Origin of the sequence: Nostoc sp. MS1 (assembly GCF_019976755.1) — a bacterium.
GTDB lineage: Bacteria > Cyanobacteriota > Cyanobacteriia > Cyanobacteriales > Nostocaceae > Trichormus.
Genome location: NZ_AP023441.1, coordinates 4288064 through 4309045 on the forward strand (window position 1 = coordinate 4288064; position 20982 = coordinate 4309045).

Annotated in this window: 20 protein-coding genes; 16 read left to right on the forward strand and 4 right to left on the reverse strand. The window is 41.4% G+C overall.

Features of this window, described 5'->3' with window-relative positions; all coding sequences use genetic code 11:
* Positions 1–90 precede the first annotated feature (90 nt).
* The 3 genes from NSMS1_RS18560 (at position 91) to NSMS1_RS18570 (ending at position 2178) form a co-directional block, all read left to right on the forward strand.
* Positions 91–411, forward strand: a complete 321-nt coding sequence (locus NSMS1_RS18560) for a hypothetical protein (RefSeq protein ID WP_224086254.1) — start codon at positions 91–93, stop codon at positions 409–411.
* Positions 412–538: 127 nt separating this feature from the next.
* Entirely contained in the window at positions 539–940 is a 402-nt protein-coding gene (locus NSMS1_RS18565; protein WP_224086255.1) for a fasciclin domain-containing protein, read from the forward strand.
* Positions 941–1146: 206 nt separating this feature from the next.
* Positions 1147–2178, forward strand: a complete 1032-nt coding sequence (locus NSMS1_RS18570) for a hypothetical protein (protein WP_224086256.1) — start codon at positions 1147–1149, stop codon at positions 2176–2178.
* 53 nt (positions 2179–2231) lie between these two features.
* Here NSMS1_RS18570 and NSMS1_RS18575 read toward each other — a convergent pair whose 3' ends face one another.
* The gene (locus tag NSMS1_RS18575) at positions 2232–3059 is read right to left on the reverse strand and encodes a carbohydrate ABC transporter permease (RefSeq protein WP_224086257.1); all 828 of its coding nucleotides are present in this window, start codon (positions 3057–3059) and stop codon (positions 2232–2234) included.
* A 178-nt stretch (positions 3060–3237) separates the two neighbouring features.
* On the opposite strand from NSMS1_RS18575, the gene NSMS1_RS18580 reads away from it, so the two are divergent.
* The 5 genes from NSMS1_RS18580 to folE all read left to right on the forward strand — a co-directional run bounded on the left by NSMS1_RS18580 (position 3238) and on the right by folE (position 8349).
* Positions 3238–3933 carry an aldehyde oxygenase (deformylating) gene (locus NSMS1_RS18580; RefSeq protein WP_224086258.1) on the forward strand — a complete coding sequence of 232 codons (696 nt, stop codon included), beginning with the start codon at positions 3238–3240 and terminating at the stop codon, positions 3931–3933.
* Between the two features lie 181 nt (positions 3934–4114).
* A complete protein-coding gene (locus NSMS1_RS18585; protein ID WP_224086259.1) occupies positions 4115–5134 on the forward strand; it encodes a long-chain acyl-[acyl-carrier-protein] reductase in 1020 nt (339 codons plus the stop codon).
* Between the two features lie 91 nt (positions 5135–5225).
* A complete protein-coding gene (locus NSMS1_RS18590) occupies positions 5226–6206 on the forward strand; it encodes an acetyl-CoA carboxylase carboxyltransferase subunit alpha (protein WP_224086260.1) in 981 nt (326 codons plus the stop codon).
* A gap of 489 nt (positions 6207–6695) precedes the next feature.
* Positions 6696–7421, forward strand: coding sequence for an SDR family oxidoreductase (locus tag NSMS1_RS18595; protein ID WP_224086261.1), 726 nt, complete (start codon positions 6696–6698; stop codon positions 7419–7421).
* A 211-nt stretch (positions 7422–7632) separates the two neighbouring features.
* On the forward strand, positions 7633–8349 hold the full coding sequence (folE, locus tag NSMS1_RS18600; RefSeq protein WP_224086262.1) for a GTP cyclohydrolase I FolE: 717 nt from the start codon (positions 7633–7635) through the stop codon (positions 8347–8349).
* Between the two features lie 90 nt (positions 8350–8439).
* Here folE and NSMS1_RS18605 read toward each other — a convergent pair whose 3' ends face one another.
* Both NSMS1_RS18605 and NSMS1_RS18610 read right to left on the reverse strand, forming a co-directional pair.
* Entirely contained in the window at positions 8440–9630 is a 1191-nt protein-coding gene (locus tag NSMS1_RS18605) for a transposase (RefSeq protein WP_224085516.1), read from the reverse strand.
* 283 nt (positions 9631–9913) lie between these two features.
* On the reverse strand, positions 9914–10540 hold the full coding sequence (locus NSMS1_RS18610) for a phosphoribosylanthranilate isomerase (protein WP_224086263.1): 627 nt from the start codon (positions 10538–10540) through the stop codon (positions 9914–9916).
* A gap of 122 nt (positions 10541–10662) precedes the next feature.
* Between NSMS1_RS18610 and psaK (NSMS1_RS18615) the strand changes: the two genes are divergently transcribed.
* From psaK (NSMS1_RS18615) to NSMS1_RS18625, 3 genes are all read left to right on the forward strand, one after another.
* A complete protein-coding gene (psaK, locus tag NSMS1_RS18615) occupies positions 10663–10920 on the forward strand; it encodes a photosystem I reaction center subunit PsaK (protein ID WP_411908636.1) in 258 nt (85 codons plus the stop codon).
* A gap of 227 nt (positions 10921–11147) precedes the next feature.
* Entirely contained in the window at positions 11148–11426 is a 279-nt protein-coding gene (gene psaK, locus NSMS1_RS18620) for a photosystem I reaction center subunit PsaK (RefSeq protein ID WP_224086264.1), read from the forward strand.
* A gap of 596 nt (positions 11427–12022) precedes the next feature.
* Entirely contained in the window at positions 12023–12592 is a 570-nt protein-coding gene (locus tag NSMS1_RS18625; RefSeq protein ID WP_224086265.1) for an HdeD family acid-resistance protein, read from the forward strand.
* A 77-nt stretch (positions 12593–12669) separates the two neighbouring features.
* On the opposite strand, the gene NSMS1_RS18630 is transcribed toward NSMS1_RS18625, so the two are convergent.
* Entirely contained in the window at positions 12670–13209 is a 540-nt protein-coding gene (locus tag NSMS1_RS18630; RefSeq protein ID WP_224086266.1) for a phycobiliprotein lyase, read from the reverse strand.
* Between the two features lie 633 nt (positions 13210–13842).
* Here NSMS1_RS18630 and NSMS1_RS18635 point away from each other — a divergent pair.
* The 5 genes from NSMS1_RS18635 to NSMS1_RS18655 all read left to right on the forward strand — a co-directional run bounded on the left by NSMS1_RS18635 (position 13843) and on the right by NSMS1_RS18655 (position 20946).
* Entirely contained in the window at positions 13843–15258 is a 1416-nt protein-coding gene (locus NSMS1_RS18635; protein ID WP_224086267.1) for an efflux RND transporter periplasmic adaptor subunit, read from the forward strand.
* Positions 15259–15312: 54 nt separating this feature from the next.
* Positions 15313–18606: an efflux RND transporter permease subunit gene (locus tag NSMS1_RS18640; RefSeq protein ID WP_224086268.1), complete on the forward strand. Its 3294-nt coding sequence runs from the start codon at positions 15313–15315 to the stop codon at positions 18604–18606.
* A gap of 243 nt (positions 18607–18849) precedes the next feature.
* A complete protein-coding gene (locus tag NSMS1_RS18645; protein ID WP_224086269.1) occupies positions 18850–19644 on the forward strand; it encodes a hypothetical protein in 795 nt (264 codons plus the stop codon).
* The gene (locus NSMS1_RS18650) at positions 19644–20870 is read left to right on the forward strand and encodes a DNA adenine methylase (protein ID WP_224086270.1); all 1227 of its coding nucleotides are present in this window, start codon (positions 19644–19646) and stop codon (positions 20868–20870) included. Before NSMS1_RS18645 ends, NSMS1_RS18650 begins: the two co-directional genes overlap by 1 nt.
* Complete coding sequence (locus NSMS1_RS18655; RefSeq protein WP_224086271.1) at positions 20833–20946, forward strand: type II toxin-antitoxin system YhaV family toxin; 114 nt, start codon at positions 20833–20835, stop codon at positions 20944–20946. Before NSMS1_RS18650 ends, NSMS1_RS18655 begins: the two co-directional genes overlap by 38 nt.
* Positions 20947–20982 lie beyond the last annotated feature (36 nt).

The window sequence follows — 20982 nt, forward strand, 5'->3', positions numbered from 1 at the left end:
TTGATAATCAACTCATAACTTAGCTTTAACCTAAATTAAATAATTACATCTTCACTCTTGAGAAAAACTTGATAATAGTTACAACGAGAAATGACGAATTTTAATGGGTTTCAAAAACTGATAGCAATTGCCAATGAATATGGAATTATTTGCTATGCAACTCCAGAGGAGTGCTTGGTTGCATCTTTACCCGGATATGATGATTTTTTATTAGCTTTTAGTTGGTCTGGTGCTTTTGAGGGAGAACCACCAGAGCATGAACTGATAGCGATTAGTATACAGGATATTACTAAAGAAGTAACTGTTGCTGCTTGGCAAATTCCTACTTATCTGTTTGGTAATGTTTTAAGACAGGCACAGATGCTTGTTACTGCTCACCAAGATTTTATTCTAAGAACAAATAATTCATAGTTAAAAGCTATACATATCATTTTCAGTCTTTACTATTACTTTGGTTGGTATACCTCCGAAGATAGATACTATTTACTGTTAAAAAGTTTACCTTTATGAAGAACTGTAAAGGGATAAATTAAAAAATATGGCAGACATTGTTGATACTGCTGTGAGTGCTGGCTCATTCAATACTCTAGTTGCTGCTGTTGAAGCTGCTGGACTAGTAGATACTCTAAAAAGCCCCGGCCCTTTTACCGTTTTTGCACCAACTGATGAAGCATTTGCAAAGCTTCCAGAAGGTACAGTAGAAGCGTTGCTCAAGGATATTCCCAAGCTTAAGAAAATCCTGACCTATCATGTAGTTTCAGGTAAAGTATTGGCATCTGACGTAGTAAAGCTGAAGTCAGCTAACACTGTTGAAGGTTCTGGTGTAAAAATTGATGCTTCAAATGGTGTTAAAATCAATGATGCCAATGTTGTAACCCCAGATGTTGCAGCTGATAACGGAGTTATTCACGTTATTGATACAGTATTGATTCCTGCATAAGTTAGGTCTTAGTATCTAAATTTATAGTTGCAGGAGAGAGGCCGTAGCCAATCTCTCTCCTGCAACTTTTTAGGTGTAATTTAAAGCATAGAAAATTTATAACTTTGCGTAAGCCCTTATCTAGTCTTGAGTTGAAATATCAATAGAGCCAATGTCCCCAGATTGTGTAATAATAAGCCGACTCCCAGAGTAATAAGTTACCAACTGTGCAATCAACGGACAATATCAACGACCTTGCTGCGGCTTTACAACAGCCTGCGGATCTCACCTTTGAACTGCCAGATCCCGAAGATGAACAAATTCCTGAGTCAGATTTCCAACAACAACTGGATGTAGCATGGCAGGTATGCGATCGCTTTGATTTGCAAACCGAAATTTGGCGGGGGCGCATCTTAAGGGCTATCCGCGACAGAGAGAAAAAAGGCGGTGATGGACGCGGTACAGGCTTCCTCAACTGGCTCAAGGAACGAGAAATTAGTAAGAGTCAAGCTTACGCCTGGATTCAACTAGCCAATAGTGCTGATACCCTTTTGGAAGAAGGTAAGCTTGAGCCTAGCGCAGTTAATAATTTTAGTAAACGCGCTTTTGTGGAAACCTCCAAAGCCTCCCCAGAAGTGCAACAAATGGTAAGCGAAGCCGCAAGTAAAGGCGATCGCATCACTAGGCGCGAAGTCCGTCAACTCACTGACGAATGGACAGCCATGTCGTCAGATTTGTTACCAGAACCAGTTAAGGTAAAAGCAGCCGAAAATTCCCTTCCTCCCCGCTACATTGCCCCTTTGGTGAAGGAAATGGAAAAGTTGCCAGAAGCACACCAGAAATTCATCCAAAAAGAAATAGCTGCTAACCCAGATGTGGACACCCTTAAACAAGCCACCACAGAAGCCCGTCAACTAGCTAAATATCTCAAATCCGCCGCCCAAGTCCAAGCCTTAACAGAGAATGATGTAGACATCGAAACAGCCCTAGAAGAAGCTCAGAGAGTCGGCTGTTTGAGTATAGCTGCTGACTTAGTAAATCAAGCATCCCAGATGGAACAAACCATTGCTAAGTTATACATGACTTGGAAACGCATCAGTAATTTGGCGGATAGGTTATATGTAGATACTGGTGCAAGTACCCCCAACTTGCGATCGCTCCTGGGTTGCATAGAACCGCTAGGTACTGAAGTCATGGAAATACAACTCACTGGTGCAACTGAACACACCGTCCGTTTGCAAATTCAGGAGACGAATTAGTCAGTTGACAGTTGACAGATTATTTCCATTGTCAATTGTCAATTGTCCACTGCTTAATTCTTAATCCCCGTCGTAGCAATACCCCTGATAAACTGACGCTGACCGATGAGGAATAGCACCATCACGGGTACGGTAGCAATAGTTACGGCTGCCATCATCAAAGGCCAATTGTTGGTAAACTGCTCCTGAAAGTCTGCTAAGGCTAACTGGACTGTTCTTAATTCTGGTCTTGTGGTGAAGACTAAGGGCTTAAATAAATCATTCCATTCACCGATGAAGGTGAACAGAAACAGTGTCACCAAGGCAGGACGGGCTAAGGGTAACATGATTTGCCATAAAATTTGTAGTCGGTTTGCCCCATCGATGGTTGCAGCTTCTTCCAACTCTACGGGAATTGTCTGAAAATACTGACGTAAAAGGAAAATCCCAAAGCCATTGACAGCCGTTGGTAAAATTAATGCACCGTAGGTATTAATTAAGTGACCCCACTTCAAAACTAAAAAGATGGGAATCACCAATAATTGAAAGGGAATAATTAAAGTTGCTAAGACAATTAAAAGTAGTGCTTGCCTACCTCGGAATTTCAGTCTGGCTAAAGCGTAACCCGCTAAAGCCGAAGTCACAATCTGAAATGCCGTCACTGCGATCGCTACCAAGGTAGAATTAGCAAATGCCAACAAAAATTTGCCTCGTTGCCAAGCTTCGCGGTAATTCGCTAATGACCAATTATTTTTAGGTAAAAGTTCTACATTTGAACCTGGAGGTAAAAAGGAAGTAAGAAAGACCACAAAAAGTGGTAACAGGACGATGAATGCCCCCAGTAGTAGCACTGCTAAACTCCAAAAGTCAGCAGATTTCCAATTCCAGTTTAATTTGGGCATGAGTTAAATAGTCAAACACTTATTTCTTTAGTATTAGTAAGAAAGACACCAGCAACCGCTAATCTATAACATAGGCAATTGTTAAGTAAAATTAAACCACAATGAGTAATACCCTAAATTCATAGGGTAAATTAAAGTTTGGTATCAAATAATTCTGGTTTACAGGAGTAAACATATCATGCAGCAGGTTGCAGCCGATTTAGAAATTGATTTTCAGAGCGAAAAATATAAAGATGCTTATAGCCGTATAAATGCGATCGTTATTGAAGGTGAACAAGAAGCCTACGAAAATTACATCCAACTAGCTGATCTGCTGCCAGAACACAAGGAAGACTTAATTAGGCTATCCAAGATGGAAAGCCGCCACAAAAAAGGATTTGAAGCCTGTGGCAGAAATCTGGCAGTTACACCAGATATGCAGTTTGCTAAGGAATTTTTTGCTGGACTACACGGTAACTTTCAAAAAGCGGCTGCCGAAGGTAAAGTTGTTACTTGCCTACTGATTCAGTCTCTCATCATCGAATGTTTTGCGATCGCCGCATACAACATCTACATCCCTGTTGCTGACGACTTTGCTCGTAAAATTACCGAGGGTGTAGTAAAAGATGAATATAGTCACCTCAACTTTGGCGAGGTTTGGTTACAGAAAAATTTTGCCGAATCAAAAGCAGAATTAGAAGAAGCTAATCGTCAGAACCTTCCTATAGTCTGGAAAATGCTTAACCAAGTCGAGCATGATGCCGCAACCTTAGCTATGGAAAAAGAAGCCCTAGTTGAAGACTTTATGATTCAGTACGGCGAGGCTTTAGGTAATATTGGCTTCACTACCAAAGATATTATGCGCTTGTCAGCACATGGTCTCAAAGCAGCATAAATAATGCCTTTGTTGGTAGTAAGGACTTTAGTCCTGCATTTTCTAAGCCCTAAAGTGCTTACTACAAACTTAGACTCACTAATTACTTTTACACCTTCTGTAGTATTTTTGAGAGTTAAGTATTATCTCTTACTAACTGATTGCACGCATTCGCCAAGCCACACGCTTAATATATCACTCCATGTTTGGTCTAATTGGACATTTAACAAGTTTAGAACACGCTCAAGCGGTAGCTCAAGAACTGGGATACCCCGAATACGCCGACCAAGGGCTAGATTTTTGGTGCAGCGCCCCACCGCAGATTGTTGATCACATCAAAGTTACTAGTATTACTGGAGAAGTAATTGAAGGAAAATACGTAGAATCTTGCTTTTTACCGGAAATGTTAGCAACTCGCCGGATTAAAGCCGCAACCCGTAAAGTCCTTAACGCAATGGCTCATGCACAAAAGCATGGTATTGATATTACAGCCTTGGGTGGTTTCTCCTCTATTATCTTTGAAAACTTCAAATTGGAGCAGTTCAGCCAAGTTCGTAATATTAAGTTAGAGTTTGAACGCTTCACTACAGGTAATACTCACACAGCCTATATTATTTGTCGGCAGGTAGAACAAGCATCAAAACAACTTGGCATAGAACTTTCCCAAGCAACAGTGGCCATATGTGGTGCTACTGGTGACATTGGTAGCGCCGTCACTCGCTGGCTTGATGCTAAAACTGATGTCAAAGAACTGCTATTAATCGCCCGTAACCAAGAACGGCTGCAAGAGTTACAAGCAGAATTGGGACGTGGCAAAATCATGGCTTTGGATGAAGCACTACCCCAAGCTGATATCGTTGTTTGGGTAGCTAGTATGCCTAAAGGTGTGGAAATTGACCCCACAGTTTTAAAGCAGCCTTGTCTATTGATTGATGGTGGGTATCCGAAAAACTTAGGTACAAAAATTCAGCATCCTGGCGTTTATGTGCTAAACGGTGGTATTGTAGAACATTCGCTGGATATTGACTGGAAAATTATGCAAATAGTCAATATGGATGTGCCAGCACGCCAATTATTTGCTTGTTTTGCGGAATCTATGCTTCTGGAATTTGAGAAGTTGTACACGAACTTTTCTTGGGGGCGTAATCAGATTACCGTAGACAAAATGGAGCAGATTGGTCAAGCATCAGTAAAACATGGGTTTAGACCACTGCTGGTTTAGTCAATAGTCCATAGTCATTGGTCATTAGTCTAGACTTGGGCTTTTGACTTTTGACTTAATAACTCAACCCTTAACCCTTATAAATTTTACGATGGCTACAACTGAGCGTAAACCACTACTGTTGGATTTTGAAAAACCACTGGCAGAACTGGCAAACCGGATTGATCAAATTCGGCAATTGGCAGAGGAAAATGGTGTAGATGTGTCTGGTGAAATTCGCAAGCTAGAAACACGCGCCATGCAGCTACGGGAGGAAATTTTTAGCACTCTCTCCCCAGCCCAAAGATTACAAGTAGCCCGTCATCCCCGTCGCCCCAGTACCCTCGACTACATCCAAGCGATTAGTGATGAATGGATGGAGTTGCATGGCGATCGCTGTGGTGGTGATGATCCAGCTTTGATCGGTGGTGTAGCGCGGTTGGCTGGTCAGCCTGTGGTTATGTTGGGTCATCAAAAAGGGCGGGACACCAAAGATAATATTGCTCGAAATTTCGGCATGGCTACCCCAGGTGGTTATCGTAAAGCGATGCGCCTGATGGAACACGCCAATAAATTTAGAATGCCAATCTTAACATTCATCGATACTCCAGGCGCATTACCTACAGTAATAGCAGAACGCCAAGGCGCTGGGGAAGCGATCGCCTATAATCTACGGGAAATGTTCTCTTTAGATGTGCCAATTATCTGTACCGTCATTGGTGAAGGCGGTTCTGGTGGTGCTTTAGGTATTGGTGTAGGCGATCGCTTATTGATGTTTGAACACGCCGTTTACACTGTAGCTACCCCCGAAGCCTGCGCCGCCATTTTGTGGAAAGATGCCAGCAAAGCGCCCCAAGCAGCCGTTGCCCTCAAAATCGTTTCCCACGATCTGAAAAACTTAGGCATCATTGACCAAATCTTACCTGAACCCATCGGTGGCGCGCATTCCGAGCCTTTAACAGCCGCTACAACCCTCAAGCAAGCCCTTTTAGACAACCTAGAAGAACTCAACCGTTTAACCTCTCAAGAACGCCGCCAACTACGTTACGATAAGTTCCGCAAAATAGGCGTGTTCGCAGAAGTTAATCATTAATGAGTGCTGAGTGCTGTTAGCGGAAGCGGCGCGTTTAGCGCGTGCTGAGAAATTCTTAATTTTGAATTTTGAATTTTGAATTGATTTGCCTCCCGTCAACAACCCTAAGTAAGAGAATCTTTTCTTAATAACGCCCTCAATTGATTTATTCCCCAAAAGCAGTGTTATAATTACCTGTGGCTACTTAAAGATTTTTAACAATCTTCTCAGCCACAGGTATTTATATCTCAAAAAAGCCACCAAATGTAAATGTGTGGCTGTACCAAAGTATTTGCTAGTTAATTTCTATGACCTAGCTAGTTTTTGAACTAGCTGGCGTTATGTCTGTATGAAAAACAGTTGAAGAGAAAACTAATAATAACAATAAATCGTAGCATTTGTCAGAGAATATCATCGAAATTTAAGCTTAATTTAATCTTTTTAAGTCAAAAAATTTCGATAATTAGGTGGCAAGGGCTTGCAAAAACTGCCTAAAGACTGGGAGAAAGCATGAGTTGGGAGCAGAAACGACGCGCTCTAATTACAGGGGCAAGTAGTGGAATTGGTAAAGCAACAGCGTTAGCTTTTGCGAAAGCCGGAATAGATGTAGCTTTGGTGAGCCGTTCCCAGGAGAAATTAGCATCTGTAGTAGAAGCAACAAAACACACAGGAGTTGTAGCCAAAGCCTATAATGTAGACTTAGCCGATGTATCGCAAGTAGAGACTAAAATACAAGCGATCGCCACCGATTTTGGAGACATAGATATTCTCGTAAATAATGCAGGCATAGGGTATACAGGTACTTTAAGCGAAACTCCTTTAACAGACTGGCAGCAAGTAATTAACTTGAACTTGACCAGTGTTTTTGAGTGTATTAAAGGGATACTGCCCAGAATGCGTGATCGCCATACAGGCACAATTATTAATGTGTCTTCGATTGCCGCAAAACAAGCTTTTCCTGGCTGGGGAGCCTATAGCGTCAGCAAAGCCGGATTAATGGCACTTTCTCAAACCTTGGCACAAGAGGAACGTGTTAACGGCATTCGTGTGACCGCTATTTGTCCTGGTGCTGTTAATACTGAAATTTGGGATACAGAAACCGTAAAGGCTGACTTTGACCGCTCTAAAATGCTGACCCCAGAAATTGTCGCGCAATCAATTCTCCACGTTGCCTTGTTACCACCACAAGCTGTAATTGATGAATTGACACTTATGCCCAGTGCCGGCGCACTTTAATTAGTCCTTGTTGTCTATCCATAGTCATTTATTGTTAAGCTGTTGTACATTTAACTTGCATAACATGGGCGGGCAAGATGCCCACCCTACAAGACTTTGATTTAATTTCAAGGTGCAAAATAAATGTCTTCTACTTTACCCATAACAAATGACTAATGACCAATGACCAATGACCAACGATCAACGATCAATCCATAACCAAGACTGAATCATGACTATTGCTAGTTCCAACGGCTCCAACGCTTCCAACCGCTCTCAATCACCTTTAATTACCGACTTGACAGAAGCCATCAATCCCAGACCCGACCGCAACACCCACGATGGAAGGGAACCCGATTTGCATCCGCCTTCAGAAGAACACATGGAGCAAATGATGAATGCTGTCAGGGACATATTAGTGGGTGTTGGCGAAGACCCAGAAAGAGAAGGTCTATTGAAGACACCAAAGCGGGTCGCAGAAGCAATGCGGTTTTTGACTAGCGGCTATAACCAATCTTTAGAAGAATTACTCAACGGTGCTGTCTTTGATGAAGGCCATAACGAGATGGTACTAGTTCGGGATATCAACTTCTTTAGCTTGTGCGAACACCACATGTTACCCTTCATGGGTAGAGCGCACGTTGCTTATATCCCCAACCAAAAAGTAGTAGGACTAAGTAAATTAGCCCGTATTGTGGAGATGTATTCTCGCCGCTTGCAAGTCCAAGAAAGGCTAACCCGCCAAATTGCCGAAGCAGTACAAACAATTTTGGAACCGCAAGGTGTAGCTGTTGTCATGGAAGCCAGTCATATGTGCATGGTAATGCGCGGTGTACAGAAACCAGGTTCTTGGACTGTAACCAGTGCAATGTTAGGTGTCTTCCAAGAAGAACACAAAACTAGAGAAGAGTTCTTTAACTTGATTCGTCATCAAGCAGCATTCTTCTAGGGAGTAGGGAGTGGGGAGTGATGAGCGCTGAGTAATTTTCTACACATCTCCCCCCACTCCCCCTACCTGACAGGTGTAGGTTTTTTACAATTAGGAGGAATTGAAGCAAAAGAAATCGTCAACAGGAGTATGAGGAAAAGCACTCCAACTGGGAAGATGAATAGGAAGATGGTTGAGTAAATCAGCAATCAGGGTCAACAGGCCTAACAAAAAACAAGAAATCTGACGCTGAGGATGAAGGTGGAAAGGCTGAGAAAAGACAACATGTCGAGGTGGAAGTTGTTCGAGAGTTGGGGGAGAAGATTGATTTTCCGCTTCGCCCCCCAGCATCACCATCCAAAGAGTGGCAACAGCGATGGCTAACCACAAACGTTCAGCACGTTGTGGTGAGAGCAAACGAGTATGATGCCAATCCCAACCATCTCCTTTGACATCCCGATAAACACATTCTGTAGAAGGACGTAAACCGTACCAGAGTGCAGAGGCGCTCATGGGTTCAAGGTCAGTCAAAATCAACCAAGGGTCTTTGTAACCAAGATCCCAACGGGCAAGCAATGTACATTCAACGGGATTGGTGACAAAGCAAATAATTCGACCTGACCAAGATGTTCCAGGGGTACAAACCACATCTTTTAGTGGATGCCATGTATTCCCAGATGGCAGGCGATAAGTTCCTTGATGGTTAATACGTAAAAACGGATGCCAGCCAGCAGCCACAATCAATTCATACAACCAACAAGCATACAGTCCTCTGTCAGCAGTGACTATGACATCAAACTCAGTTGGGATGGCATCTTTGATTGCTGTGAGCAGATTGTGCCAATGCCCTTTCCAACTTCCTGGCTCATGTGCTTTGACCACACACCATGCTATCGGGATTCCACAACCCGCCAAGAGTATGTTTACTGATAAGACTACAAACTTATTGCCGATACTGGTTGCGTCTAGTGCTAGCGCAATACGCTTGATATTGGTAGGTAGCAAACTGATCACCCATAACAGCAATGGCGCAAAACAACTACTTACATCTAGAGTCCGACGATGAAGCCCTTTTTTGGCAGAGGCTTCCTCATACCATTCTTTTAATCTTTGACGTACTGTATTTGCCTTTTCTGAGTTGACTTGAGCTATGAATTTTGACACTTTGCTCAAGCTACTTGATCTTGTCATCACTATGCCAAAACTCCATGTTGCCAGCCCTACCACTTGTGGTAACGTCAGATGTGGCATTTTCTGTGACACTATATTTGTCCATTGTTTGAGGTACTCATTTTTCAGCATTTGAGCCTCTGTTTCACTTTGTCAGTCTGCTTTTATTTTCTGTCAAGCGTGAATGAATGCTCACACTCTTGTAAAAAACCTACACCTGTCAGACTCCCCCTACCTGACAGGTGTAGGTTTTTTACTTTGTATTCCAAAAACGTTGGTTTTAGGGTGTAGGGGTGTAGGGGTGTAGGGGTATAAGGGTGTAAGATTTGATGAAACAATAATTTTCTCCTTAGTTTTAGAGTCCGTACTCACTGCTTAGTTAAAAACCTACACTTGTGAGACTCCCCCTACTCCTTCATCTCCCCAGCCTCTCAAATAACAACGCCACCTTATCCAAGTCCTTATCCCCTGGTTTAAGTTCAACACCACTAGATAAATCAATGCCATCAGGGTTAAGTTGACTTAAAGCTTCTAATACATTTTCTGGTGTGAGTCCTCCAGCTAATAACCAAGGGCAACTGGGACGAAATTGTTGTAACATCTGCCAATCTAAAGTTTGGCCAGTACCGCCCAATTGTTGGGGATGATAGGCATCAAGTAATAAAGTATCTATATATTGGGTGTAAATAACTGCTTGTTCTAGATGCTCCAGATTACGTACTCTCAAAGCTTTGAGGATTTCAACTTCAGGTAGAGATTCACGCAACTGTTCACAAAATTCTGGGGTTTCGTCACCATGTAACTGCACACCAGTTAACCCAGAATCATGTACTGTTTGACTTATTTGGGCAACACTACTATTGGCAAAAACGCCGATTGTATCAATATCTTCTGGCAAGGGTGTCACAGCTGCCCGAATTTGTGTAGACGTGACGTAACGAGGAGAGGAGGGTACACAGATAAATCCTAGCGCTGTTGCACCCAAGGAAGCGATCGCTACTGACTGTTGTGGTTGAGTAATGCCGCAAATTTTCACACGCATAAGCATTTCCGATATTGGGAAGTAAAAATGAATTTGCTAGATGAAGTTTGTTGTGTCCTAACTAACTCTATAATTTTCTAGGTCTAGATTAACTTTGTCTTATATATTTAGGAGACAAGAACTTGATTACATCAGCTTTATTAGCAGCAGCTTCTGCAACCGTACCTACAACACCCCAATGGTCGCCTACCGTAGCAATTATTATCAGTGCTAGCAGTGTGGTGGCTCTTTTATTCGCTCTGAGAATTGAAAAGCCTCAAGTCGGCCCTAAATTCCCTGGACTACCTATAAGCATTCCTACCTTTATCGGTGCAATGGCTTTCGGTCATCTTCTTGGTGTTGGTATTGTCTTGGGATTGACTAATATTGGTCGTCTGTAAAATTTGATATTGCTAAGACCTAGTATTCTGGGTCTTCTCATCTTGGTTCTTTCTCCAGCCGTGGGACTTGCGAACTTAGTGCAGTTAGCTTCTAGATCATTACCTCAACTTTAGAAGGAGATTAAAACCTTTCTTGTGAAAGAGGATTCTTCGACTTCACCAAGAGGAGTATTGATGTTGCTGCTAACTGACAGCTAAATCAATTTTTTCACGCAGGAGAAAGAACTATGCTCTCATCAATCCTACTAGCGGCTCAACCCACAGTAGCTAACACAGGTACAACATGGAACTGGACTGGCACACCTATTATTATTGGTAGTTGTTTATTAATACTTTTAATCGTCGGTAGATCAATTCGCTATCCACACACCGGGCCAAAAATGCCTTTGCCTTTCCCTTCACTATTCAATAATCCCAGCGTAGGTACATTTTTGGCAGCTATGAGTTTTGGTCATATTATTGGCGTTGCTGCTGTGTTGGGATTGACTAACCGGGGTGTTATTTAAGCAACTCGGACTCAATTCTCCGCTCTACACCAGGGGCGCAATCGCATTCTATTGTATAGATTGCCACAAATTTAACGATTTGGATTTTTGAAGAGTCCGGCTACTAGCAAAACAATGCCAATTGAAAAAATATAAATACTCTGGAGTAAAAAACAATCACCACTAAGTCTTAAGTAGGCTGCTCTTATTTGTGGATCAGTGTTAAATCTACTACCAAGTATCCAATTTATACTGATTCCAAATTGTAATGGTAGTGACCAGATGCTGATAAAGGAGATTATAGTTAGTACAATACCAGTGATTATTAAAGTCTGATTGAGTGAAAAGCGTCGTAACATGGTTTAGATAGTGAAATTTTGAGCTACTAAAATAGTATGGGAATATGCAATCAGGTTCAAAAATTACTTTAAGGCAGAAAAATTAATTATGTTTGGGTTTTTGGGACAATAACCACGAAAAAACTGTTGTCACAAGCTACTACTATTCCTCATAACTAAAAGAATTTACTAAAAGGCTTATTTCTTAGGGTTATTTCACAATTTACAAAAATTTCCTAGCCTAATCTTAGGTTCGCTAAAGCATAGGGTAATATTTGTATGACAGCTAATGTTTCTAATGACATCAATAAGAATATCAATGGATCGCTAGTAATTGGCGTTCTCTTGGTTGTTTTAGGAATTATTGCGATCGCTATACCCACTATTTCTACAATTTTTGCGGAAACTTGGGTTGCATTGATTCTAATTTCTTCAGGATTTGCCAAACTAGTTTATGCTACTCAAACCCGCCAGCAAGGTGGTTTTATTTGGAAAATATTATTGAGTGGTCTTTACATCGCTACAGGTATGATGTTGTTTGTTTACCCCAGAACAGGTATTCTGACACTCACCTTGTTATTGGGTAGCTTTTTACTAACAGAAGGTACATTCGAGCTAATTCTCGCTTTCCGCATACGTCCTCAACAAAACTGGACTTGGGTTTTGGGTGACGGCATTATTACCTTAATATTAGGCGCAATGGTTTGGTTCCAATGGCCTTTCGACGCGCCTTGGTTGTTGGGAACTCTAGTAGGTGTTAGCGTTTTATTTACAGGAGTCTCCCGCGTTATGCTTTCCTGGAATGCACGTACTGCACTCAATGAATCTGATTCAGCAGCAAGTGTTTAATTAGTTGTTAGTCATTAGTCAATAGTCAATAGTCATAAAACTGCAACTATTGACTGTTGACTATGGACTATGGACTACTAAACTATTCTCTTTTCTAAATATTGACCTATCATTATCTGTTCACCTGCACGAGAAATTATGGTCTGTCTGGTACGGTATTTGTTACCTATTAGCTTTAATTCTTCTTCAAATACCGAACCCTTATATTCAGTTCGCAAATATAGAGTTTTGGTGTTAGGGAAATTATACTTGGCGGTGACTGGTTTGGATGTAGCGAAACCGCGATCGCGGTACAAGTTGTTTCCTAACGCACCAAACAGAGTTGAACCTTGCGACTCAGTTCTATCTTTTAGAACATCCGTACTGCACCAATTCACTTCTGCACCACACACTAAAATAACTGACTCAGGTAATTCATGTATCTGAGCCAGTTTTTGTAGTTCTTCACAGCCTTGTTCTAAAAATCGAATATTGATAATACTCTCCATCTCCTTGGTTTCTCCATCAGGGAGAGTATAGTAACGTCTCTCGGAACGCCACTGACCAACAGATTCTTGAAAGAACTCAATAATTTGCGACTCATCAGCTGTGTGTGCAAGTTTTAGCGGTAATGTCACTCTTATTTTTCCTCGCTTAAATAAAATAAATAGTTGATTTTACCCGTATAATACATCGTAACAAAACACAATTTATCTTAAGAAAAGTTAATATTCTTACGAAATACTCAAAATTTTTTATGACATAGTTAGTATTTTTGCTAATATTTATGTATATTTAGATTTACTAAATATCTGTATCTTGTGTTAAAAACTGAGAAACTAGTTTAGTTTCCCTACTATCTAAACATAGATAAAACCAAGTTCATAGAAGAAACTAATACCAAATATATATTCCATTCAACAATGGACAATAGACAATGGACAATTAATAATTGACTTTTTCCCTCTCGCGCTTAAGTAAGAGGATTGGAGACAAGGATTTATTTTTTGATTTTTTCTCCTTAAAAGGAGAGGTCTTAAACCTTGAATGAAACAATTGTCAATTATCAATTGATAAAATATCAGCCTTTATTTGTACTTTATATGTCAAAAGTAGTAATTTCTAATGCCAAGAATTAGGTTATCTTAATCATATTTTGCAGCCCGTACTGTATATAGAGAATCGCTAGGTAAAACAGGCTGTTATTGTAATAACTTCGTCACAAAAACGAACTATAAATGATTTTAAACAACAACATTAGAGCAAAAATCATGAAACAGCAAACTTACCCAGCTATCACCCCTTTACGGAAGACCAAGGTTCAATTTATGGAAGCAGATTTTGCCAACAGCCAAGGACTTCCTCAATGGCTATCGGCAAAATCTATCTTATTGTTTACTTGTCTGTTGAGTATGGGAGTATTGACCGCAAGCTGTGGTTCAATGCCTAAAGAAGCAGCAGAAGCTCAATCACAACGGCAGGGAGGGAGAGAAAGAGGAGGGTTAGCACCTGTAGACGTAGCGATCGCCAGTACAGATAGACTAGAAACACAACCAGAATACACAGGTACAACCATACCCTTCCGTACAGTATCATTGCGATCACAAGTAGAAGGTAGGTTATTATCCCTAAACACTGATGTAGGTAACACCGTTAAACAAGGGCAAAACATCGGGAGATTGGATGATGTCCTACTAACTACAGAATTAAGAAGGGCAGAAGCAGAACTCGCCGCCCTGCAATCTGAAGTAGCTAGAGCTACAACTCAAGTAAGTAATGTACGTACCCAAGTTGAAAGAGAAAGGCTACAGGTAGCCCAAACAGAAGCCGATGCCAAACGCCAAGAGAGATTATTCAAAGAAGGAGCCATTTCCGAACAAGCCGCCCAGCAAGCACGCACCGAAGCCAACACAGCCGCCCAAGCACTACGTGCAGCCATAGCCCAGGTACGCACAGAACAACAAGCCGTTGCTGCTGCTAAAGGTAGAGTATTCGCCCAACAAGCCTTAGTTGCTCAAACCAAAGAGCGCCGCTCCTATACAAACCTCATATCACCTATTACTGGTGTCATCAGCGAAAAAGCTACAGAACCTGGTAATCTTCTACAAGCAGGCGGAGAAGTTTTAAAAATTGCCGACTTGAGCCAAATCAAAGTAGTAGTGCAAGTTTCCGAATTAGAACTAGGACAAATTCGACTCGGACAACCTGTACAAGTTCGCTTAGATGCCTTTCCCAACCAAACAATTAATGGTAGAGTCATCCGCATTTCCCCAGCCGCCGATGCTACAGCGCGTTTGATTCCAGTAGAAGTAGTAATTCCCAACACTCAAGCCAATATTGGTAGTGGACTACTCGCACGGGTTAACTTTGCCAACCAGACACCAGAAAGAGTAGTCGTGTCACAAACAGCTATCCAAAAAGAAGGACGAAACCAGGAAACCTCTGCAAATACAGGGCGACAATCACAACCCCAGAACGGCACATTATACGTAGTTACAGATAATCAAGGTAAACCAACAGTCACAGCACGCACCGTCAAATTAGGAAAAAGTGCTGATGGCAAAGTAGAAATTTTATCTGGTTTACAACCAGGAGAACGCTATGTTGCGCGTAGTGGTAGACCTTTAAAAAATGGTGAACCAGTACGCCTCTCAATTCTTTCCGAAAAGATCCCGGCAAGGAATTAAAAATTCAAAGTAAAGATGAGTTTTTTGAATTTTGAATTGGAGTAAAGCAACCTAATGCAGCAAGTAACCAAAAGTAGTGGATTTAGCATAAGTGCTGTATCCATTCGCCAACATATCGGTACACTCATGCTTACCCTAGCAGTGATAGTGCTGGGTATATTTTTCATTATTAATTTGCCTGTAGATTTATTACCTTCCATTACCTATCCTCGGATTGGTGCGCGGATAGAAGCACCAGGAATTTCTCCAGAGGTAGCAATTGATGAAATAACTAGACCTTTGGAAGAAGCCTTCTCCGCAACAGAGGGTGTAGTACAAGTTTTTTCCCAAACTCGTGAGGGACAAGTTAGTTTGGACTTGTTCTTTGAGCCGGGGGGTAACATCGACCAAGCCTTAAACGATGCTACCGCCGCCTTTAATAGAGCTAGAAGCACTTTACCTGACACCATTGAAGAACCACGTCTATTCAAAGTTGACCCTTCGCAATTGCCAGTATATGAATTTGCCTTAACTTCCCCCTCATTAGAAGGGCTAGATTTACGAGTATTTGCCGAAGAAGAATTAGCTCGTGAATTAGGCGTAGTATCTGGCGTAGCTGGGGTAGATGTATCCGGTGGAGTGCAAGAAGAAGTCACAGTCAATATCGACCTAGACCGCTTGCAGGCTTTGGGTGTAGGCTTAACCAATGTCCTAGATGAACTCAGAGATCGCAACGTCGATATTTCTGGCGGTAGGATTTTGGGACAAAATTCCGAACCCTTAACCCGTACAGTAGGACGCTTTAAAAGTGCAGAAGAACTAAAAAATCTGTCCTTTGAAGTGTCTTCAACAGTCAACAGTCAACAGTCAGCAGTCAACACTTCGGCAAGCTCAGTGCAGGGCAGTCAACAGCCAACAGCCAACAGCCAACAGTCCCCAATCCGTCGCGTCTATCTCCGTGACTTTGCCCAAGTCATCGATGGTTCAGAACAACAAAGAATATATGTCTCACTCAATGGTCAACCAGCCGTAAAAGTAAGTATTCAAAAACAACCAGATGCCAACACTATTAATGTTGTTGATGCTGTCAAAAAACGTTTAGAAGAATTGCAACAATCTGGCGTAATTCCTGAAGGTACGGTGATTACACCTACCTTAGATGAATCAAGGTTTATCCGCAATTCTATCTCCAATGTTACTAGTTCTGGCTTGATAGGTACAGCATTAGCTGCGATCGCTGTTCTTCTCTTCCTGGGTTCCATCAGACAAACCTTGATTATCGTTGTTGCCATCCCCCTAGCCACCCTCGCCGCAATCATCTTAATGGGGTTATTCGGCTTATCCATCAACGTCTTTAGCTTGGGTGGTTTAGCCTTGGGTGTGGGTATAGTTGTTGACAACTCCATCGTCATGTTAGAAAGCATCGCCGAAGGTGTGGGGATGACTCCTGGGAAAGACAACAAAAGCCGTTTAAGTAAACAGCAATTGCTTTCCCAATCTGAACAAAGTAGCCGAGAAGTAGAATCAGCCTTAATAGCTTCTACTAGTACTAATTTAGTAGCAGTGTTACCATTTTTACTTATTGGTGGCTTCATCGCTTTACTGTTTAACGAACTCATCCTCACCATCAGCTTTTCCGTAGCAGCTTCCATCGTTATTGCTGTTACTATAGTACCGATGCTCGCCTCGCGGTTATTGGGTTGGAAACTTTCTAGCGGCTTAAGCAACTTCTGGCCATTGCGGAAATTTAACGAGCGTTTTGATGCGGCGACTAGAGGATATGGTAGATTTTTGGCTGGGATATTACGCTGGCGATTAGTTACAGTTGCGATCGCTATTCTCCTACTTGGTGGTGGTAGTTTATGGATGGCTCCCCAAATACCCCAACAAATCCTCCCCCGTATTAGTACAGGACAAGCTAGCTTATTTGCTCAGTTTCCGCCGGGTACGCCCCTAGAAACTAACCGCAAAGTCATGAATGCGGTAGATGAAATTATCCGTCAACAGCCAGAAACAGAATACACCTTCACCACAGCAGGCGGTGCTTTATTTAGCAATACTACCAGTGAAAACCCCTTACGCGGTACTAGCACCATTACCCTAAAATCAGGTACTAATGTCGATGCTTATGTAGAAAGAGTTACCCAAGAATTAAACAAATTAAATTTAGCAGGTATTCGTTTACGCTTGTCTCCTGGTCAAGTCCGGGGATTAATTACCAATAACTCCCCTGTACGTAACGCTGATGTTGATGTAATTCTCCAAGGGAATAACGCAGACACATTACAACAAGCCAGCCGTCAGGTACTAACAGCTTTAGAAGAACAAGTCACCCAAGCTAGATTTCGTCCTGATGCAGATGAACGACAGCCAGAAGTGCAAATCCTCCCAGACTGGGAAAGAGTCTCTGCATTAGGACTAACTACGAGAGAAATCGGGGACACAATTCAGACAGCTTTAGAAGGTAGCATCCCTACACAACTACAACGCGGTAATCGCTTAGTAGATGTGCGCGTCCAGTTGAACGAGTCAAAACTGCAAACAGGTTCCCAACTGGAGAGATTACCTTTATTTGTCGATAACAATCGCCAAGTTCGCCTAAGTGATGTGGCTAAGATTACCGAAGCTCAAGCACCTGGAGAAATTCAACGTATTAACCAACGTCAAGTGGCTATCTTTGCCGGGAATTTAACCGAGGGAGCAAGCCTTAGCCGTGCTATAGAAGAGGTAAATAACGTTATTAGTAACCTACAACTACCAGAAGGCGTAAGTGTTTTACCCAGCGCCGCCGCAGAATCGAATCAACAATTGCAAAGTTCATTGCAACTATTAGGTGGGTTAGCTAGTTTCCTTGTATTTGTAGTCATGGCGGTACAATACAATTCCCTCATTGACCCTCTAGTAATTATGTTTACTATTCCCCTAGCATTAGCTGGGGGTATTTTCGGACTTTACATTACTCAGACTGCGATCGGTGCAACCGTGATTGTGGGTGCAGTGTTACTAGTGGGGATTGTGGTAAATAACGCTATTATCATGGTCGAATTGGCAAATCAAATCCGCGATCGCGACAAAGTTGACCGCCGCACCGCCATTTTGCAAGCCGCCCCCCAACGCTTACGCCCTGTATTAATGACTACCATTACCACGGTGTTGGGTATGTTCCCCCTAGCCTTGGGAATTGGTGAAGGCTCCGAATTTCTGCAACCATTAGGTATAGTAGTGTTTTCCGGTTTATCCTTAGCAACAGTTTTGACACTGTTCATCATCCCTTGCTTTTATACCCTACTCCACGATTTACTCGGCGGCGGTTGGAGTAAGCCTTTGTCTACTCAGTTACAAAGATTGACGAAAAGGTTTAAGTTCTAAGTGGGTTGAGTGGGGCGATGGCTTAGGTGTAAGACTGATTTTAGAATAACCCAACAGTATTAAAGTATTGTTGGGTTATTTTAATTTAACGTGATGAGAGTGCATGGATGAAGAGAGGCGATCTCCTTACGTAAGGTATCAAAATTTTTCTATAATTATTAATATATAGTCGTTATCGATGAAATCTTTAAGGGTAATCTGGATTTATACTTGATTATCTTAGTAAAAAGCTCAAAATCTGTAGTGACTGACGAAAACTTGTATCTCAAAAGATTTTTAGATCCGATCAAAGTTTGTAGACGTTACAAGCCAAAATTTGGCTTAGGGAACCGAGAGGAAGGTCTAAATTTAGAAGGATTTTTATCACTTTACGGTGCAGATCCGTTTTATTCTTGGATCGGTCTGAACTCAGATTTAATGTATGCTGCACACAAAGCTGCTGGTGGTATGACTTCGGTTTATCGACAAGTTGGCAAAGGCTGTGAGAATTTATTTAGGCAGATTGTGATAGACAGCACTGGATATGAAGATCCACGTAATGCAACTTCGTCTTACATTGCTAAAACAAAAAATGATAAAGATAAAACACTATCATTGGATGCTCGATTAGAACTTGATGCCATTCAAAACTACGATGTGAAAGCAAGAGTGATTCGATGGTTAGCTGACTACAGTACATCATTAATGGTGCCTCATCCAGCCAAGGGAGCAGTATTTGAGGTAAGACAAGGATATAAAAGTAAAGACAGCAAGAGACAAAATGCCGACATAGACAATATTGCCGTCGCTTGGGCTAATGGGTACCTACCAGTTTTTGCTATTTTTTCCTCACAAATTGATTCAGACTTAGTTTTACGATACCGAAACAGCCGTGGAGGAATAATGATTGGTACTCCAACAGGCAGCAATCAAACTTCATTATTTGTGTTCTGTCAGGAAGTTTTGGGGTATGATTTAGCAAGTTTCTTTCGTCGTAATTGTGAGCAAATTAGAAGCGAAGTTTACGAAACACTGGAAGCTTTACTAAGTGCAAACTAATGCTAACTACTGCCAAACAAAAATCCGAGTATACTTTCAAAGCAAATCGAAACCTTGGGCGGCATGGATGGCTTAGACTTACACCAGCATACAGTGTAAAGCTAGTTGAAAAACTTCTTATCTGTTTGGAAAAAGATGCAATTATTGCTGACCCTTTCTCTGGTACAGCTACAACAGGACTGGTTGCTGCTGAAAAAGGATATAAAGCGATTACATTTGATATCAATCCGTTTCTAATTTGGCTCGGTAAAGTCAAGTGTGAAAACTATTCTGAAAATTATTTGGCTGATATTCGCCTTCAGGTGCAAAAAGCTCTGGCAGAGTACAAAGCCATAATTCAACAAGAAAATTGGGTTCCACAAATATTTAATATTGAAAGATGGTGGTCTAGACAAACACTCCAAGTTTTAGCAGCGCTGAGAGTTGCCTTAGTAGAGCAATTTGGAGAGCCAATAGAAAATAGTAGTTGTGGTTTAATCTGGGTCGCTTTTTGCCGCCTAGTAATTGAAACTTCATCAGCAGCTTTTAACCATGTTTCTATGTCATTCAATGATAAAGTAACTCATTTCGAGATTGAATATATTGAAGAGCTTTTCTTAAATATTCTCAATTTTATCTTAAAAACTGCCGAGAACAAAATTCTTGGTAATACTAATATTATAGAAATGGATGCTTGTAAGATTTCAAAATTAAGCAATATAAAAGTTAATACAATAATAACTTCACCTCCTTATCCAAATCGAATAAGCTATATTCGTGAACTTCGCCCCTATATGTACTGGACAAAATTCTTAAATGAAGCAAAACAAGCAGGAGAGTTAGATTGGTCAGCGGTTGGTGGAACATGGGGAATCGCAACTAGCCGACTCCTCTCTTGGGAATTACTGGAAAATAATTTACCAGAAGAAATTTTTTCTACGGTAGAAAAAATAAGGCTATCTGATGGAAAAAATGCTCAACTGCTATCCATTTATGTGCTGAAGTATTTTCATGATATGCACCTGCATCTGAGTTCATTGAAATCAATTCTGCAAGATAAAGCGGAACTACATTATATTGTGGGAAATTCTACCTTTTTTGGAAACATGGTTGATACTGCAACATTACTTTCTGCCTCTATGCGTCTTCTTGGCTATTCAGATATTCAGTCAGAAATAATTAGAAAACGTAATTGCAATAAGGCATTGTATGAATATTGTGTCTCTGCAAAGTGGTCATCCTCCTGATAATTGGCATGACTTACTCGCAGAGGCAAAAGGTGAAATTAATCGTTTAGAGAAAGCAGCCAAAGCAGAAATTTAACTGAAGAGAGCGCAAATATTCCTCTAAGTAAGCGAC

What these genes read in the sequence shown, in the direction of transcription:
- NSMS1_RS18635 (WP_224086267.1), top strand. Translation starts at nt 13,843, where the DNA reads ATGAAACAGCAAACTTACCCAGCTATCACCCCTTTACGGAAGACCAAG.
- NSMS1_RS18650 (WP_224086270.1), top strand. Translation starts at nt 19,644, where the DNA reads ATGCTAACTACTGCCAAACAAAAATCCGAGTATACTTTCAAAGCAAAT.
- NSMS1_RS18595 (WP_224086261.1), top strand. Translation starts at nt 6,696, where the DNA reads ATGAGTTGGGAGCAGAAACGACGCGCTCTAATTACAGGGGCAAGTAGT.
- NSMS1_RS18580 (WP_224086258.1), top strand. Translation starts at nt 3,238, where the DNA reads ATGCAGCAGGTTGCAGCCGATTTAGAAATTGATTTTCAGAGCGAAAAA.
- NSMS1_RS18655 (WP_224086271.1), top strand. Translation starts at nt 20,833, where the DNA reads ATGAATATTGTGTCTCTGCAAAGTGGTCATCCTCCTGATAATTGGCAT.
- folE (WP_224086262.1), top strand. Translation starts at nt 7,633, where the DNA reads ATGACTATTGCTAGTTCCAACGGCTCCAACGCTTCCAACCGCTCTCAA.
- NSMS1_RS18640 (WP_224086268.1), top strand. Translation starts at nt 15,313, where the DNA reads ATGCAGCAAGTAACCAAAAGTAGTGGATTTAGCATAAGTGCTGTATCC.
- NSMS1_RS18610 (WP_224086263.1), bottom strand. Translation starts at nt 10,540, where the DNA reads ATGCGTGTGAAAATTTGCGGCATTACTCAACCACAACAGTCAGTAGCG.
- NSMS1_RS18565 (WP_224086255.1), top strand. Translation starts at nt 539, where the DNA reads ATGGCAGACATTGTTGATACTGCTGTGAGTGCTGGCTCATTCAATACT.
- NSMS1_RS18605 (WP_224085516.1), bottom strand. Translation starts at nt 9,630, where the DNA reads ATGCTGAAAAATGAGTACCTCAAACAATGGACAAATATAGTGTCACAG.
- NSMS1_RS18625 (WP_224086265.1), top strand. Translation starts at nt 12,023, where the DNA reads ATGACAGCTAATGTTTCTAATGACATCAATAAGAATATCAATGGATCG.
- NSMS1_RS18585 (WP_224086259.1), top strand. Translation starts at nt 4,115, where the DNA reads ATGTTTGGTCTAATTGGACATTTAACAAGTTTAGAACACGCTCAAGCG.
- NSMS1_RS18575 (WP_224086257.1), bottom strand. Translation starts at nt 3,059, where the DNA reads ATGCCCAAATTAAACTGGAATTGGAAATCTGCTGACTTTTGGAGTTTA.
- psaK (WP_224086264.1), top strand. Translation starts at nt 11,148, where the DNA reads ATGCTCTCATCAATCCTACTAGCGGCTCAACCCACAGTAGCTAACACA.
- NSMS1_RS18590 (WP_224086260.1), top strand. Translation starts at nt 5,226, where the DNA reads ATGGCTACAACTGAGCGTAAACCACTACTGTTGGATTTTGAAAAACCA.
- NSMS1_RS18560 (WP_224086254.1), top strand. Translation starts at nt 91, where the DNA reads ATGACGAATTTTAATGGGTTTCAAAAACTGATAGCAATTGCCAATGAA.